1 protein-coding gene is annotated in these 19462 nt (G+C 55.7%); it reads right to left on the bottom strand.

From position 1 onward, the window contains the following. Positions 1-58: 58 nt before the first annotated feature. The gene (locus CA54_RS10720; protein WP_146370764.1) at positions 59-18820 is read right to left on the bottom strand and encodes an Ig-like domain-containing protein; all 18762 of its coding nucleotides are present in this window, start codon (positions 18818-18820) and stop codon (positions 59-61) included. Positions 18821-19462: the final 642 nt, after the last annotated feature.

Raw genomic sequence — 19462 nt, 5'->3', positions numbered from 1 at the left:
GCAATTCAGCCCTACCTACATTTAACCCAGTCTCTTTAATCCACGCAAACGATTCGATTCAATATTGTTCCGATTCCAAGAAAATATCATCAGGAAGTGAGCTGCCGATATTTCCGTAGACGGACCAGAAGTCCAGAATGTTCACTTGTCCATCACCATTGGCATCGGCGTCCGTATTGAACTGGCCAAAGTTTGCGATGAGCTTCATCGCATCAGAGGCTCCCACACTCCGGTCGCCGTCAATGTCACCTTCCAGGCGATGGAATCGATAATCATAGATTCCGTCGTCAACACCGTCCGTATCCTGCAAGACCGCATCGACAAGTTGTGGGTTGAGGATTTCGCCCGTCTGAATCCGCAGTGCATAGTTGTCATTGCTCAAGAGAGTTTGACCGCTACCACCAAATCCGTCCACGGTCAGGTCGACCGTGACTGAATTCGTCGAATCGTCCCAAACAAACCGGTCGGCGGACAGGACAACTTCCGTCGACGGAGAATTCGTCAAACCGTAGATCTGAATAATATCCACGATCTCACCGCTGGCGATCAACGCCCCGATGTTCGTATCGTCACTGAACGTGACGGTGATCTGCCGCACATTCGAACGGTTCTCTTCGCCATCGTTCACCGACACGTCGATGATCGTAAATTCATTCACCGCAGCGACATTGACATCAATCGTCACCGGTCCCGACGTGATCGCAGCCGCGCTGCCATCGCCGGTGTCGGTCACATCGTAATCAAACGACGCCGGACCGTTGTAGTCCGCACCCGGTGTAAACCGCGCCGTGTAGCCGTCGGCCAGTAATTCCACGCTTCCATTCACCGCACCTGACACACTGAAGACAAGATCATCATCGGCCGTCTCCACATCCTCAACCAGCGTTCGCAAGTCCATCTCCACGGGGGTATCTTCATCGGTGTTGAGTGTTGTTGTGCTAACTATAGGATCATCATTCACCGCGGCGACGTTAACATCGATCGTCAACGGGCCACTTGTAATCGACGCATCACTGCCATCGCCCGTATCCGTCACATCGTAATCAAACGAGGCTAGGCCGTTGTAATTCGCACCCGGTGTGAACCTCGCGGTGTGGCCGTCCGCTAACAGTTCCACGCTGCCGTTAACAGCACCCGAAACGGTGAAGAGCAAATCATCGTCAACCGTTTCAACATCGTCCACCAGCGTCCGCAGATCAATCTCCACCGGCGTGTCTTCGTCGGTATTCAGCGTCGTTCCCGTCGCCACCGGGTCGTCATTCACCGCAGCGACGTTGACGTCAATGATTTGCGGATCGGACGTGATCGCCGCTGCGGCGCCATCTCCCGTATCCGTCACGTCGTAGACGAACGATGCTCCGCCGTTGTAATCCGCACCCGGCGTAAACCGCGCCGTGTAACCATTGGCCAGCAGTTCCACCGTGCCATGTACAGCTCCGGAGACGCTGAACAGAAGATCGTCGTCGGCCGTCTCGATGTCGTCCACCAGCGTACGCAAGTCGATTTCGACCGGCGTGTCTTCGTCGGTCGCCAATGTCGTCTCTGTCGCCACCGGATCGTCGTTCACCGCAGCCACATTGACATCGATCGTTTGAGGAGCGGACGTGATCGCCGCTGCGGCGCCATCTCCCGTATCCGTCACGTCGTAGACGAACGATGCTCCGCCGTTGTAATCCGCACCCGGCGTAAACCGCGCCGTGTAACCATTGGCCAGCAGTTCCACCGTGCCGTTGACCGCGCCGGAGACGCTGAACAGAAGATCGTCGTCGGCCGTCTCGATATCGTCCACCAGTGTACGCAAGTCGATTTCGACCGGCGTGTCTTCGTCAGTCGCCAAGGTCGTTCCCACAGCCACCGGATCGTCGTTCACCGCAGCCACGTCCACGATGAACGTCTGGCTGATGCTCAGCCCGCCTGTGTCGGTCGCTTGGACCGTGATTGTTGATGAACCGTTGGTGTCCGCCGCGTAATCGAGTGTCAATTGACCCGTCGTCGGGTTAATCGTTGCTGAGGCAAACAGCGATGCGTTGCTGTTGGCTGTGATCTCAAAGTCCAACTCACTGTCCGCATCTTCCAAATCTTCGAAGGCGACAAACAAATCGATCAAACTCGACGGGGCATCCTCAACAACAGCAATATCGCCAATCGGACTTTCCACAAACGGTCGATCATTGTCGCCGCCGACGGTTACATCGATTGTGACCGGTCCGACCGTAATGGGGTCGTCACTGCCGTCACCCGTGTCGGTCACGTCATAGACAAACGCTGCCGGGCCGTTGTAATCCGCTCCGGGCGTGAACCGTGCTGTATAACCATCGGTTAGCAGTTCCACACTGCCGTTGACCGCACCCGACACACTGAAGATCAGATCATCATCGGACGTCTCCACATCGGCAACCAACGTTCGCAAGTCGATCTCAACCGGTGTGTCTTCATCGGTCGATAAAGTCGTCCCTGTCGCCACCGGATCGTCATTGACTGCTGCGACGTTGATGTCGATCGTGATCGGGCCCACGAAGATCGAGGGGTCCTCGCCATCCCCGCTGTCCGTCACGTCGTAGACAAACGAGGCCGGACCGTTGTAGTCTGCAACTGGCGTGAACCGCGCCGTGTAACCGTCGGACAGTAACTCCACACTGCCGTTGACCGCACCGGATACGTTGAACACCAGATCATCATCAGCCGTCTCCACGTCATCAACGAGCGTCCGCAGATCGATTTCCACCGACGTGTCTTCGTCAGTCGCAAGCGTCGTGGAATTCGACACCGGATCATCGTTCACTGCAGCCACATTGACGTCGACGGTTTGTAGAGCGGACGTGATCGAAATCGCACCGTTGTCTCCACCATCCGTCACGTCATAACCAAACGACGCCGCGCCGTTGTAATTCGCTCCCGGTGTAAACCGCGCCGTATAACCATCCGCCAGTAGTTCCACTGTGCCGTTCACGGCGCCGGACACACTTAAGACCAGATCATCATCGACGGTTTCGACATCCTCCACCAACGTTCGCAGGTCAATCTCCACCGGCGTATCTTCGTCAGTCGCCAAAGTCGTCCCTATTGCCACCGGATCATCATTCACCGCAGCGACGTTGATGTCGATTGCAATCGGACCCACAAGAATCCCCGGATCCGCACCGTCGCCTGTATCCATCACGTCATAGACGAAGGAAGCCGGACCATTGTAATTCGCACCGGGCGTAAACCGCGCCGTGTGACCATCGGCCAACAATTCGACCGTACCGTTCACCGCCCCGGACACGTTGAACACGAGATCATCATCGACCGTTTCAACATCCTCCACCAACGTCCGCAGGTCAATCTCCACCGGCGTGTCTTCGCCGGTCGCCAAAGTCGTTCCCACAGCTACTGGATCGTCGTTCACCGCCGCCACATTGACGTCGATGGTCTGCGGAGCGGACGTGATCGCTGCATCACCACCATCACCCGTGTCGGTCACGTCATAGACGAACGAAGCCGCACCGTTGTAATCCACTCCCGGCGTAAACCGCGCCGTGTGGCCATCCGCTAACAGTTCGACCGTGCCATTCACCGCCCCAGACACGTTGAACACGAGATCATCATCGGCCGTTTCAACATCCTCCACCAGCGTCCGCAGGTCGACCTCCACCGGCGTGTCTTCGTCGGTTGCCAAGGTCGTTCCTGTTGCGACCGGATCATCATTCACTGCGACCACGTTGATCGTCATGGTGAGCGGTCCGGTCGTGATTGCTGCTGCACTCCCGTCGCCGGTGTCCGTCACATCGTAGTTAAACGAGGCCGGACCGTTGTAGTTCGCTGTCGGTATAAAGCGAGCCGTGTGGCCGTCCGCCAGCAGTTCTACGGTACCGTTCAATGCGCCCGAGACATTGAACACGAAATCTTCGGCGGCCGTTTCGACGTCGGAAACAAATGTCCGCAGGTCGACTTCCAGCGGTGTGTCTTCCAGGATGTTGAATGTCGTGACGTCCGCTTGCGGAACGTCGTTCACCGCCGCCACATCCACCACAAATGTCTGGCTGATGCTCAGCCCGCCTGTGTCGGTCGCTTGGACCGTGATTGTTGATGAACCGTTGGTGTCTGCCGCATAATCGAGCGCCAGCTGTCCCGTCGTCGGGTGAATCGTTGCCGAGGTAAACAGCGACGCGTTGCTGTTGGCCGTGATTTCAAAGTCCAATTCGCTGTCAGCATCTTCCAGGTCGCCAAAAGCGGCAAACAGATCGATCACGCTCGAGGGAGCGTCTTCAAGAACGGCAACGTCGTCAATCAGCGTCTCCACAAACGGCTGATCATTGTCGCCACCAACATTGACATCGATCGTGATCGGACCAACGAGGATTGCCGCGGCACCGCCGTCACCTGTGTCGGTCACGTCGTAATCAAACGACGCCGGACCGTTGTAATCCGCCCCTGGCGTAAACCGCGCCGTGTAACCGTCCGCGAGTAGTTTTACCGTACCATTCACAGCACCCGACACATTGAAGAACAGATCATCATCAGCGGTTTCGACGTCCTCCACCAGCGTTCGCAAGTCGATCTCGACCGGTGTGTCTTCGTCAGTCGCCAAGGTGGTTGCCGTCGCCACCGGCTCATCATTCACCGCAGCCACGTTAATGTCGATCGTCAACGGCCCCACAATGATGCCAGGATCGTCACCATCGCCCGTATCCGTCACGTCGTAGACGAAGGATGCTGCCCCGTTGTAATTCGCACCCGGCGTGAACCGTGCCGTGTAACCATCGGCCAGCAATTCCACCGTACCGTTCTCAGCGCTGGAGACATTAAAGGCCAAGTCATCATCAGCGGTTTCGAGATCGTCCACCAACGTTCGCAGATCGATTTCAACAGATGTGTCTTCCTCGGTCGCTAAGGTTGTTCCTGTCGCGACCGGATCGTCATTCACCGGTGTCACAATCACGTCGATCGTGACCGGACTAACCGTTATGGGAGCATCACCGCCATCACCTGCATCCGTCACGTCGTATTCAAATGAGGCCGGGCCGTTGTAGTTGGCACCGGGAGTGAACCGGGCCGTATAACCATTGGCCAGCAATTCCACCGTGCCGTTCACGGCGCCTGACACACTGAAGATCAGATCGTCGTCGGCTGTCTCCACATCCTCTACCAACGTTCGCAGATCGATCTCCACCGGAGTATCTTCATCGGTCGTCAAAGTTGTGAAATCTGCCACCGGGTCGTCGTTCACCGCAGCGACGCTCACGTCGATCGTCAATGGGCCAGTAGTAATCGCTGCATCACCACCGTCGCCCGCGTCCGTCACGTCGTAGTCAAATGTGGCTGCGCCGTTGTAATTCGCACCCGGCGTAAACCGTGCAGTGTATCCATCGGCTAACAATTCCACGCTGCCGTTGACCGCGCTGGAGACGTTGAACAGCAGATCAACATCGGCTGTTTCAACATCGTCCACCAGCGTTCGCAGGTCAATCTCCACTGGTGTGTCTTCGTCGGTATTTAGCGTCGTCGTGTCGGCTACCGGATCGTCATTCACAGCGGCGATGTTGATTTCGATCGTGAGCGGCCCCACGGTGATAAATTCATCACCGCCGTCTCCCCTGTCCGTGACCTGATAGTCGAAGGAAGCCGGACCGTGATAATTGGCTGTCGGTGTGAACCGTACTGTAAATCCGTCGGCCAATCTCTCTACCGTGCCGTTGATCGCATTGAACTCGAAGAACTCCAGGTCGTCGTCAGCCGTTTCGACATCGTCCACCAACGTCCGCAGGTCAATTTCGACCGGCGTGTCTTCAACAGTATTCAGCGTCGCTCCAGTGGCTACAGGAGTATCATTCGTCGCACTGACCGTCACATCGATCGTCACCGGATCGCTTGTGAAGGGCGTATCAACACCATCCCCGGAATCAGTCACGTCGTAATCAAACGAGGCCGCACCGTTGTAATTCGCACCCGGCGTGAACCGTGCCGTATAACCATCGGCGAGCAATTCCACCGTGCCGTTCGCAGCACCCGACACACTAAAAAGCAGGTCGTCGCCCGCCGTTTCAACATCGTCAACCAGCGTTCGTAGATCAATCTCCACCGCTGTGTCTTCATTCGTATTCAGCGTCGTCGCACCGGCAACTGGAGCATCATTCACAGCGGCCACAGTGACGTCGACGGTTTGCGGAGCGGACGTGATTGCCGCAGCGCTGCCATCGCCCGTGTCCGTCACGTCATAGTTGAACGATGCCGGGCCGTTGTAGTTCGCACCTGGTGTGAATCGTGCCGTGTAACCATCGGCCAGCAGTTCGACCGTACCATTCACCGCGCCAGAAACGTTGAACACGAGATCGTCATCGGCGGTTTCCAAATCTTCAACCAGCGTTCGTAGGTCGATCTCCACCGGCGTGTCTTCGTCGGTATTCAGCGTCGTTCCCGTCGCCACCGGATCGTCATTCACCGCGGCCACATTGATATCGATGGTCTGCGGAGCGGACGTGATCGCAGCCGCACCACCATCACCTGTATCCGTCACGTCGTAGACGAACGATGCTGCGCCGTTGTAATCCGCACCCGGTGTGAACCGCGCCGTGTGACCATCGGCCAGCAGTTCGACCGTACCATTCACCGCACCAGATACGTTGAACACAAGATCGTCATCGGCCGTCTCGATGTCGTCCACCAGCGTACGCAAGTCGATTTCGACCGGCGTGTCTTCGTCAGTGTTGAGCGTCGCGGGATTTACTTGCGGGTCGTCGTTCACCGCCGCCACATCCACGATGAACGTCTGGCTGATGCTCAACCCGCCCGTGTCGGTCGCTTGGACCGTGATTGTTGATGAACCGTTGGTGTCGGCCGCGTAATCGAGCGCCAGCTGTCCGGTTGTCGGGTTGATCGTTGCTGAGGCAAACAGCGATGCGTTACTGTTGGCTGTGATCTCAAAGTCCAATTCACCGTCCGCATCTTCCAAGTCTTCAAAGGCGGCAAACAAATCGACCATGCTCGATGGAGCATCCTCAATCACAGCAATGTCGCCAATCGGTGTTTCCACAAACGGTTGGTCATTATCGCCACCGACATTCACCGTAATCGTCACCGGCCCAACGGTGACAAACGGGTCGTCTCCGCGGATTCCGTCATCAGTGACGTGATAATCGAATGCGGCAACTCCGCTGAAGTCCTCACCCGGGGTGAAGCGGGCTGTGTAGCCGTCAGGTAATAATTCGACCGTGCCATTCACCGGGTTGGATACGGCAAAGGTGAAATCGTCATCCTCCGTTTCGACATCTTCAACCAAGGTCCGCAAATCGATCTCGACCGCTGTGTCTTCAGTGGTGTTCAGCGTCGTCGTGCTTGCCACGGGTGGGTCGTTGACGTCTTCCACAATGATGCGGAACGTTTGTTCGACGAACAGCCCACCGGTATCGGTCGCGCGAACGGTGATGACGGTCAGCCCTGCGGCGTTGGCTGCATATTCCAACGTGAGTTCACCGGTGACATCGTCGATGGAGACGTTTTCGAATAATGCAGCGTCGGTATTGCCGGTCACCTCGAAAACTAAGTCTTCATCCGGATCTTCAATGTCGCTGAAATATGTGAAGAGGTCCAGGACCGTCGGCGGGGCATCCTCATTGACATCAAAGTTAGACAAGACCAACTCGATCGCCGGTGTGTCGTTTTCAGCAGCTATAACAACAGTGTTCACGATCGGTCCCACAGTGATCGGTTCAGCACCAGAATCGCCCGTGTCAGTCACGTCATACTGGAACGACGCTGGGCCGAAGTAATCCGCTCCGGGTGTGAATCTCGCGGTGTAGCCATCCGCCAGCAATTCGACGGTGCCGTTGACCGCGCCCGAAACGCTGAACACGAGATCGTCGTCAGCCGTTTCATCGTCTTCGACCAGCGTCCGCAGGTTGATTTCGACAGCGGTGTCCTCGTTGGTATTCAAAGTGGTACTGACGGCGACCGGTGCTTGGTTCACGGCGGCTACGTTGACGTCGATGGTCACCGGTCCGGAACTGATCGGCGCGTCGCCGTTGTCACCGGTATCTGTGACTTCGTAATTGAAGGCAGCGGGACCGTTGTAGCCGTCAGCAGGTGTGAACACCGCCGTATACCCATTGGCCAGGAGTTCGACGGTGCCGTTGACTGCGTTGGATACGGAAAATGCCAGATCGTTATCTGCTGTTTCTACATCGTCAGCGAGCGACCGCAGATCGATTGCGACCCCAGTCCCCTCGGTAGTGTTGAGCGTTGTCGTTTCCGCGACCGGAGCGTCGTTGACAGGAGCGATGATGATGTTGACTATAAACGGGCCGACAGTGACCGGACCGTCGGCACCATCGCCAGTATCCGTGACTGTAAACTGAAACCAACCGAAATTGTTGTAATCGGGGACGGGAATAACAGTTGCAAAATGGAGGCTGTCCCAATTGAGAATGATGTTACCAACGTCGGTGATGTCGAAGACTAAATCTCGACCGGTCGTTTCTACATCGCTAATCAATGACGTCAGGGAAAAGTCGAATCGCTCGTCTTCATTCAAGTTCAACGTTGTGAATATGTAAATGGGCGCATCATTGACGGCAGCGACGTTGACGTTGATCACAACCGGTCCAACCGTGATCGGCGAATGAATCCCATCCCCCGTATCAGTCACGTCATAGAGAAATGACGCCGCACCATTGTAATCCGCCCCCGGCGTGTATCGCGCCGTGTAGCCGTCAGACAGCAATTCCACCGTGCCGTTGACAGCACCGGAAACACTGAATACGAGATCGTCATCAGCTGTTTCAGCATCATCAACCAGCGTTCGCAGGTCGATTTCGACAGCCGTATCCTCGTTGGTATTCAAAGTCGTGCCAACGGCGACCGGTGTTTGGTTCACGTTGGCCACGATGACGGCGATTGTCACCGGTCCGGAAGTGAGCGGTGCATCTCCATTGTCTCCGGTATCGGTGACTTCGTAATCAAACGACGCAGGTCCGTTGTAACCGGCAGCGGGGGTGAAGCGCGCTGTGTAGCCGTTTGCTAACAACTCCACGGTACCGTTGACAGCATTGGACACGGAAAACGTCAGAGCGCCGTCCGATGTTTCCACATCGTCGACCAGCGTACGCAAGTTGATATCGACGGCGGTCTCTTGGTCGGTGTTGAGCGTTGTCGTTTCCGCAACCGGGGCGTCGTTGACCGGAGCGTAGTTGATGTTAACGATAAACGGGCCGACAGTGATTGAGCCATCAGCACCGTCACCGGTATCCATCACGGTGAATTCGAATGAGGCAGGACCGTTGTAATTGGGAACGGGAAGAACAGTAGCATCACCGTCGGAGGCGAAGTTGAGAACGATGTGATCAACACCAATGATATCGAAGACCAAATCTCCGCCCAGTGTTTCGACATCGGTGACGTACGACGTCAGGAAGAAATCGATCCTCTCGTCTTCATTTAAGTTGAGAGTTAGACCGGAAAAGACAGGGGCGTCATTGACCGCATTGACGGTCACCGCAAATGTCGTTTCAACAAAATCGCCGCCAAGGTCGGTGGCGCGAATCGTAATGTCTGCCACACCGTGTAAATTGGGAGCGTAATCTAGAGTCAAGATTCCCGTAGCAGGACTGATCGACACTGTTGTAAACAGCGCGGCGTTCGAGTTGCCCACAACTTCATACGTCAACTGCTGATCGGTATCTTCTGCATCGTCGAATGCAGCAAAGAGGTCGATCTGAGTTAACGCCGCGTCTTCGTCGACGGTGACATCGGCGATACCAGTCGTGGTCGGCGGTTGGTTGGCGCCGATCTCTTCCACGATAGTAGTGGTTACTTGTTGTTCGCCTAGTTCCGTTCCACCGGTGACGTCGGTGATGTCGACGATGACCGTTTCGCTACCTTCATCCAAATCATCGGCGACTGCGGTGATTGTGATGCTACCCGACAGGCTGCCTGCTTCGATGACGATCGAGCGTCCCGAGAGCGTGTAGTCGCCTGCCGCGGCCACAAATAACAACCCCAGGGGATTGGTCAAACCACCGCCGGAGACCACGCTTCCCAGAAAATCGCCCGTAGTCCCGTCGTACTTGAGTATTTCGCCACTGGCGCTGCTGACATACAGATTTCCATCTGGACCGAACGTGAAATCGGTCGGCGCACTCAGTCCACCACCCGATGCAAACGTATCAATATATGCACCGGTGGTCGAATTGAAACGGAGGATCTCGTTATCGGGCTCGTCAATGAGATAGAGATTACCATCCGGCCCGAAAGCCAAACCGGTCGGCTCGTCAAGACTACCAGCTCCGTCTTCAAATAGTTCCTTGATGAATGCGCCGGTTGTGCCGTTGAATACTAAGACATTGTATGGCCCGCGACGACCACCACGTCCTTGATTGGAGACGTAGAGATTACCGTCCGCGCCAAATGCTAAACCAATCGGTTCACCCAAATCCCCGGATTGCGGAGCTACAAACTGATCGATGAATGCGCCGGTCGTGCCGTTGTAACGCAGCACGCTGTCGGTTTGACTGCTCGTCACGTACAGGTTTCCGTCCGGGCCGAAGACCAAGCCCCGGGGGCCACTGAGGCCTCCGCCGGATGCGAATGTGCCGAGGGGGGCACCGGTCGCGCCGTCGTAACGCAGGATCGAATTGGTCGCCACGTTGGCCACATAGAAATCACCATTGGGGCCAATGATCATGTCACCGGCAGCACCCGTGAAGTATTCATCAAGGTACGCACCGGTGGCCCCGTCATATCGGAGAACACTATTCGTTGCTCCATTGGAAACGAGCAGCGATCTGCCTTCAATGAAATCGTCGGCAGTTCCGCCAAAGCCCAAGAAGACCGTCACGTCCTCGGTTGATATGCCTGAGAGTGTCGCGGTGATGGTCACGTTGCCACCCGTTTCTTCCACTGTGTTCGATGAGACGTCCAGCGTGACCTCCGGAACAAACGCCGCTGGAATGACATTCACGTCGATGGTTTGCGGTGCGGAGGTAATAGCGGGTGATCCGCCGTCGCCGGTATCGGTCACGTCGTAGTTAAAGGCTGCTGCGCCGTTGAAGTTCGCACCGGGTGTGAACCGCGCGGTGTAACCATCTGACAACAACTCAACACTGCCGTTCACAGCCTCGGACACGCTGAAGATGAGATCGTCATCGGCCGTTTCGACGTCATCCACAAGTGTCCGCAGATCAAACTCGACAGCCGTGTCTTCGTCGGTGTTGAGTGTCGTTCCATTGACGATGGGGTCGTCGTTCACAGCGGCGACGTTAACGTCCATCGTGAGCGGGCCGGACGTGATTGGCGGTGCGTCGCCATCGCCGGTATCGGTCAAGAAGTAATCAAACGTAGCCGCTCCATTGAAGTTCGACGTAGGCGTGAACCGTGCAGTGTGACCATCGGCCAGCAACTCGACGCTGCCATTCACCGCTGCGGAAACACTGAAGCTGAAGTCTTCGATAGCCGTTTCGACATCGCCGACGAAATTCTGCAGATCGACCTCGAGAACGTTATCTTCTAAGATGTTGAATTCGGTGACATCCCCTTGTGGAATGTCATTTACCGCTGCGACGTTGATGTTCAGAGTTTGCGGTGCGGAAGTAATGGCCGGTGAACTGCCGTCGCCCGTGTCGGTCACATCGTAGGTGAATTCAGCAGCGCCGTTGAAGTTAAAGGCCGGCGTAAACCGCGCCGTGTAACCATCGGCCAGCAGTTCAACGCTGCCGTTGACCGCACCCGAAACGTTAAACACCAAATCGTCATCGTCCGTCTCGATGTCATCCACCAGCGTTCGCAGATCGACATCCAAAATCGTGTCTTCCACAGCATCGACCGATGTGGAGACAATCACCGGATCATCATTCACAGCCATGATTGTCACATCGAACGACTGCGTTACGGTCTGTCCGGTCGTGTCCATTGCCTCAATGGTTAATGTTGCCGTGCCGTTGGCATTGGCGGCATAGTCGAGCGTGAGCATGCCGGCGGCGATGTTCAGTGAGGCAAACAGCGTCGGATTGGTATTGTCGCTGACGCGGTAGGACAACTCTGCATCGGTATCTTCCGTGTCGCCAAATGCGGCAAACAAATCAACGATTGTTGAATTCGCATCTTCTGCAACGGTGACATCGTCAATCTGGGCCTCAATGAACGGCGGCACACTCGTGGGAATGCGACTGCCGAAATCAAGGTGACCGATCGTCTCACCCGGATGGACGGTTACGGTGTAGGAAAGCGGAATGACCGGCTCGACAAGTTCGTCGTCCTCAATGGTCACCGTGGCATAGCGCGGCGCACCGACCGTATATCCGCTGCCCGACTCCACCGTGATAACAATCGTCTCCAACCCTTCCGCCGCTCCATCCGTGAGCGGTGTCAGGTCGACCGTGACGGAGGAGTCTCCATCCAGGATTGTCGCGACTCCGGAGAGTACTTCGAAATCACTACCAGCGGTCGCTGTGCCGCCGATGGAATAATGAACTTCCAGCGCGCCGGAGGTCGTATCCGTACGCGTGAACGTAAACGCCCCCGCGGTGGCCCCTTCTTCGTCAATTGTTGAAATCACGGTATCGACCGTGACGAAGGGTAAATTCGTTCCCGGCGGGCGATAGGACTGGGCTTGGTTGTAGTCGACTTCGTATCCCAGGTCCGCCAACGCGCCGACCGTCACCAGACTGAGCACCGCATTCGGATCGCTGATCGAGGTCATCAATTCGTTGTCGAAGACCGTCTCGCGCCAGTGACTGCCGACCGAGCCTGGACCGCCTACATTTTCGACGGGAACCGAAGAAGCCGAGATATTAAAGATGTCTGCGTACTGCTGCACCGCTTCAGCGCCGATGTATTGTGGATCTGAAGTCCCCGCACCTACCAATAAGCCGGCATCGTCCCACAACGCGCCCAGCCCCAAAGCATGACCGATTTCGTGGAGAATCGTGCCGAAGAGTTCTGGGTGATCAATGTCGGCAATGTCGAGCTGGACTAGTCCCCGCAAGGGCAGCAACGTCCCTTCATGGGACCAACCGGTGCCGGTGGTTAGACCGCCTTGACCGAGAGTATTCCCCACGCCGTCGATGCTGATTACAAACACATCGATCAGAAAATCATCGACGAAGAATCCATCCGGGCTGACCATGTCGGACAAGTCGCCAACGATAATCGACTCCCAAATCGCAGCCGCATCCAAGAAGAGTTGTTCTTGTTCCGGTGACAGTGCTGCCGTCAAAAACTGGAAATCAATATCGAAACCGGCCTGCGACTCCGCTTGCGAACCAGGAAACGTCTGCACACGGTCGGTCCCATCGGGATATTCCACAGCTACCGTATAAGTCCCCGGGAGGAGATTCGTGAATTCGTATTCGCCTTGTGCGTTCGTGGTCGTAAAGGGTTCATCTGCAACGTCGCGGACACCGTTGCCATTGATGTCGAGATAGACCACAAATCCTGCCAGAGGATCTTCGACCGCGTCCTGCACGCCATCGCCATTTGTATCGTTCCATTTGACGCCGCTGAGCGTCGAGGGCTCGAAAACCGTAAATGTGCGAGAAAAGACATTGTTGTCTTCGCCAAGTGGCCCTTCATCGACGTCGTCACCCGAGTCGAGCGTCATTTCGAGCGTGTGTTCGCCAGCCAATAACCTGCCTAAAAAGATGTCTTCAAACCCTGCAAAATTAAACACTCCAAGTGTGCCGGTCTGTTGCAGAGTAGTGACTTCTTCGCCGTCGAGCGTCAGCGTTACCGAATACGAACCGGACGGGATGGTCCCAAAATTACCGCTGCCCAGATCGACGTAAATATCATCCGTCGTGAGCAGCAGCGGTGTCGACGTATTGGTTCCCGACTCCTTGGAAATCACGATGGGGTTGTCCCACCCCGCGGCTAAGCCGGATCCAATATCCGCGTATCCCGCGGCGCCAACGTTGATGACCTTATAGAAGACATTGTTGTCTTCACCGCCGGACAGCCCTTCATCGACGCTGCCCGTGGAATCGATGATCAACTCGATGGTGTGGATACCGTTGCTGAGCGTGCCGATCGCGATGTCCTGGAAGTCGAGCGCAAACTCATTCACGCCCAGTGACGTTGAGCGTGTGAGAGTTGTGATCGTCGAGCCATCAATACGAAGCGTCACCGAAAACGGACCCGCGTCGGCAATGCCGAAGTTCGCTACCCCCAAATCGACATATAGGTTGTCCGTGGCATTAAACACTGGAGCATCAGTATTGGTTCCCGTGACAGTGGAGACAACGATCGGGCTGTCCCACACACCATCGACAATGGCTGGCGCCAAGTCGGGTAAGGGAGAGTCATCATTCTGAATGGTGGCAACTCCCTCGCCATCATCGATGACCGCACCGGAGGCGTTGTTGAGCACCACCGAAAAGGTTTCGTCATCCTCAAAAAACGTGTCGCCGAGAATCTGTACAACGATCGTCCGCTGAGTCTCACCCGCGGCAAAGGTGAGCGTTCCGTCGGTGGCCGCATAGTCCTTGCCTGCTTCGGCGCTATCAAATAGTGGATCAACAAAGACCCGATCGACCAACGCCGATGCGGAAGCTTCGACGGTCATGAAATCGACCGTAGCTTCGCCAGAGGTATCCCCTGAGCGGGTGACCGTGAAACTCGCCATAGACCCGGCCGGACCGTTGAACCGGAGTACCTCATTGGTCCCGGTGCTGATGACATACAGGTTACCGTCAGCGCCGATTTGAATATCGCTGATGTCATCCAACCCACCGGCGCCGGGTGCTACAAAATCATCGATCAACTCACCCGTCGTCGCATCAATTTGCATCACTGATGAGCCGGAACGGTCGGTGACAAACAGCAACGAGCCGTCGGCTGAAAAGGTGAGACCGATTGGGACCCGCGGACCGGGAATGGCGGCAAAACGCCCCAAGAACGCTCCTGTGTCACCATCATAGCGCAGCACTCCGGCGGTGCTGTCATTGCGGGTATCGTTCACGACGTACAAATCGCCGTCCGGACCGAAAACCATGTCCTGCACACCGGTCAATCCGCCGGTTTCGTCGACACCGCCGGTCAGCGGATCATCTCCGACGAAGATGTCGACAAATCCCCCCGTGACCGCGTCGAAACGGAGAACCTGATCGGGGAGACTACTTTGACCGATGAGCACATACAACAGCCCGTCTTCGCCGAAGAACATCGTTCGCGCGTTGAGCACTTGATCGGCGGGAATGAAGGTGTCCACGAAGGTGCCATCCACCGGATTGAAACGGTGAACACCATCTCCCAAGGTGTAGACGTTGTCGTCTGGCCCGAACGCGACCGCGTCGAAGGTCTGGACGCCTCCATCGTTGTCGAGAATAAACTCCGCACCATGATTGAGCGGCGTGGACAGCGGTTCGCCAGTCTGCCCGTCATAGCGAAACACGCCAACCGTCGAACCGACATAGAGATTTCCATCAGGGCCAAAGGTGAGGGAACGCGGGACATTCACCCCTCCTTCGCCGGAGGAAACAAAAGCATCCACAAATTCCCCGCCACCCAGCCCCGCCCCTTCAGTGACAGTCACGTCGCTGATGGAAATCGTCGGCTGTGCTGGCGGAGGGGCGTCGTCGTTTAGGATCGTGCCGACCGCCCAATCACCCGTAATTATTGTGTCGTTAACCTCGTAGAAAAAGACCCCAAACGACTCGTCTGGTTCTACGACCAAATCGGAATAGACTGGAACCGCAATGATGATTTCCGACACGCCCGGCTCAAAGATGATGCTTCCTTCCCATCCCCATTGTGCCGTCGGCCCGAAATCCTCACGAGCACTGCCCGCCTCAAGGCCGAACCTAACGCGCAACCGCTCGGAAGTGCTGCCGGGACGCGTCACGACAAAGTTGAAGTTCTTGGTCCCCAAGTTGCCTTCGACATAGGTGACGTCAGAAATGAACAACTCGCGGACGTCGTCGTTGAGAATCCGGCCTTCCCCTTGGCCGTCATCGATCACCCCTCCAGCAACATTGGACAAATTGACGAAGAAGGTCTCATTGGCTTCGTCGTCGAAATCACCAGCGACTTGCACCGTGATCGTCTTCTCTGTTTCATCGGCTAAAAAGGTGAGCGAACCGTTTGTCGTTTGATAGTCGCCCCGCTCGCCGATCACACCGCCGTTGTTCTCGAACCATCGGATCGAATCGTCACCGAAGGAGGCCGCAGCCACATCCACATCACCATCACCGTCGATGTCGGTTAGGATAATTTTTTCAACGCCTACGGAGACTGTCGAGATATAGTGAAACCGGAAATTCCCATAGCCGAGATTTTCATACCAAGCGATTTGCGACAAACTCGCAGTAGCGGCGACGACGTCTAGGTCACCATCACCATCAATATCGGCAGTCGCCACCGAGTTTGACGACCCCGCAAAATCATCAACGACATAATGTGTGAAGTTTTGATTTCCGTCGTTTTCGTACCAGTCGATGGCGTAAGTTGAGCCCGTAAGCACGTCGAGGTCGCCATCACCATCCATGTCGGCAGCCCACACCGATTCAATGGCCCAGTCGGCGTCGGCAATGATATGCTTGGTAAAGTTCTCGCTACCGTCGTTTTCAAACCACAAGACCTGCCGCGGATTTAGCGTCGAACCAACAAAGTCGAGATCGCCGTCCTGGTCGAGATCAATGACTTCGAAGTCTTCTGCACGTGTCACGCCGTTACTCACCGTGTGGTACGTAAAACCGCCAGCGCCGTTGGACTCATACCAAACCAGGATGGAGTTAAAATTAACGGACACGACGATATCCAGGTCTCCATCCTCGTCCAGGTCGACCACTTTGACGTCCGAGGGACGATCGACTTGGCCTGCGACACTGATCGTCTGCCCAGTGAAATTTTCGCTGCCATCGTTCTTATAAATGTTGACCTCGTTGCGGGCGTAGGAGGTCGCAATGATATCCAAATCGCCGTCGCCATCGATGTCCGCTGTTGCCACCCCATAGACGTCGCCCAAAATGACGATTTCGTGAAACGTATAATTTTCATTCCCGTCGTTTTCATACCACGCGAGTGTGTCATCATTTCGCGACGAGGAAACCATGTCGAGATCACCGTCACCATCCACATCGGCGACCTGCACGCTGCGGGCCCCATCGGCTGTGTTGTCGATCAGATGTTCTTCGAAGCGCGAGAACTCTGTCGAGACATCCACGATCCCCAATGCCGTGCCGTCCGCCGTGGTGAAATCGACGGTGGTTTCTCCCGATGTATCTCCGCTGCGGGTCACCGTGAATTCAAAGGTCTTTGCGAGAAGATCGCCTTCAGTCAAGATGGCATCGCTGATCGACACACTCGCCCCCGGCAAGGCATCATCATCGAGAATTGTGCCGCGCGCCTGACCATCATCCACCGAACCGCCCACGGTGTTACTGAGGCTGACCAATAGGTATTCGTCTTCTTCATGCTCGACGTCGCCATTCACGACGACCGTGATCGTCTGCTGGGTCACGCCATCGGCGAACATCAAAGAACCGCTCGTCGCAATGTAATCCCCCAGCTTCTGATTCTCGTACCAGTGGATCGTGTCATCGACCGTTGAAGCAGACAAGATCTCCAGATTGCCATCACCATCTAAATCGTCAGTGAAGAGCGTCGGAGCAACCAGCTTGCCCGCTGATACCGTATGTGATGTCCAAAAGTTGCGGCCAAGGTTTTCATGCCATTGAATGCCCGCATCATCCCCCCCCACGGAAACGACGACGTCCACATCACCATCGCCGTCCATATCGGCGGTCCGCACATCGCGTACCCCGTCCGGGGTGGTACGGATCTCTTGGAATGTAAAGTTTTCACTGCCGTCGTTCTCAAACCACGTGATGGTGTAGTCACCGTCATAGACAGCCACCACGTCGAGATCGCCGTCATCGTCGATGTCTGCGGAGGAGACCGCTGTGGGTGTCGCCTCGTTCGGGGCAACGAAAATAACGTGCCGCGTAAAGTTTTCATCCCCATCGTTTTCGAACCACGATATGGTGTTGTCGCCGGGGTTTGATGCGAGAACATCCAGATCACCATCACCATCAAGATCCGTCGCCTCAAACGCATTCACTTGGTTCGCAATACTCGTCACAACCCGCGTCGTGAAATTTCCATTTCCATCATTTTCGTACCAGAAAACGGTGTGGTCGAAATCCGACGACGCCATCGCATCCAAGTCGCCGTCGCCATCTAAGTCGGCAACAGCCACCCTTTTCTCGCCTGCGACGGCAGTGTCGATTGCATGGAATGTGAAGTTCTCGTTGCCGTCGTTTTCGTACCACGCAATCGTGTTGTCTTCGCGAGAGGCCGTCAGAATATCCGTATCGCCATCGCCATCGAAGTCGCCGCTGGTCACGTCTTCGGCACCATTGGCTGACGTGGTCACGGTGTGTGTTGTGAACACACCACCACCGAGATTTTCATACCAATGAATCGTATCGGAAAAATACGAGACGGACAGAATGTCGGTGTCCCCATCGCCATCAACATCGGCCGACGACACGGACTCAGCGCGATCGGCTGTGGTGCTGAGGGTCTGTTCGTTGAAAAACGTTTGGACCGGCGTCGCGTTCCCGCCGCCGGTTTCAAAATCGACGGTGATCACTCCTGAGGAACTACCGGTCCGGTCGACAGTGAATTCGAATGTCGACGTGCCGGCATCGCCCTCGGAAATCGAGAGATCGCCAATTGTCAGCGACCCCGCCAACAACGTGCGGTCTTCCAGTCCTTCCAAGGACAGCGGGATCTGTCGTCGACAGGTGCTAAACTTCCGCCAACTGCGATTTCGGCGACGGCGTTGAGAGGTCAAGCGAGTATAACGTTGCGAGCGGGCCCAGGAGGTGGTGAGCAATGACCAGAAAGACATGCAGGTTCATCCCGTCGAATTAAGGGGCGATGAATCGATTTTCGATAATAAACAAATGATGGAGATGGAATAAAACAATCACCGATCTGCCGATCCCAGAAGGCAACGGCAGATGTGCGAATCCGCAGATCTGCGAATCCAATGACTGGGAGTTCGTGTGGCAGAGGGCCCGCAAAAGCGCACCACACCGAACGAAGCATTAACAAAGCGAGCAGCGAAGCGATGTCATAGAAGAACGGCTTAAGAGCGACGACGTGCTTTCGAGGGTGAGCGATCCCAACATGTACTGTCTCCGTAAATCCCAAGGTGTAACATCAGCGCGAAAATGTTCGACACGCGTATCAACTGCAACTTCAAGCATTACCGGATAGCAGCTGACAAAACAGGGGCAGATGAGTTCAACGCAAACCCCTAATGAATCGAGCAAAAACGACTGACGAATAAATATAACAATGCGTCGGTGTCGTTGCCTTGTTCAGCAAAGCGGACTTGCGATGCGGGTCAGTCTAAACTGCGCAATTCGCGAAATCAACAAAAAAAGCAGAATCCCCACAAACTCTCTGACCTGCGGAGAATGGAGAGAGCGAGTCGGCACAAGATTTCACGCGGGACTCAGCACTGCGAAGACCGGCTCAGACGTGG

Source organism: Symmachiella macrocystis (assembly GCF_007860075.1).
In the GTDB taxonomy this organism is placed as follows: domain Bacteria; phylum Planctomycetota; class Planctomycetia; order Planctomycetales; family Planctomycetaceae; genus Symmachiella; species Symmachiella macrocystis.
The sequence above is the reverse complement of the archived record's forward strand: the minus strand, read 5'-3'. Positions and strand labels throughout refer to the sequence as shown.

Excerpts from the sequence above, each read along its gene's own strand:
- CA54_RS10720 (WP_146370764.1), bottom strand. The coding sequence starts at position 18,820 with ATGTCTTTCTGGTCATTGCTCACCACCTCCTGGGCCCGCTCGCAACGT.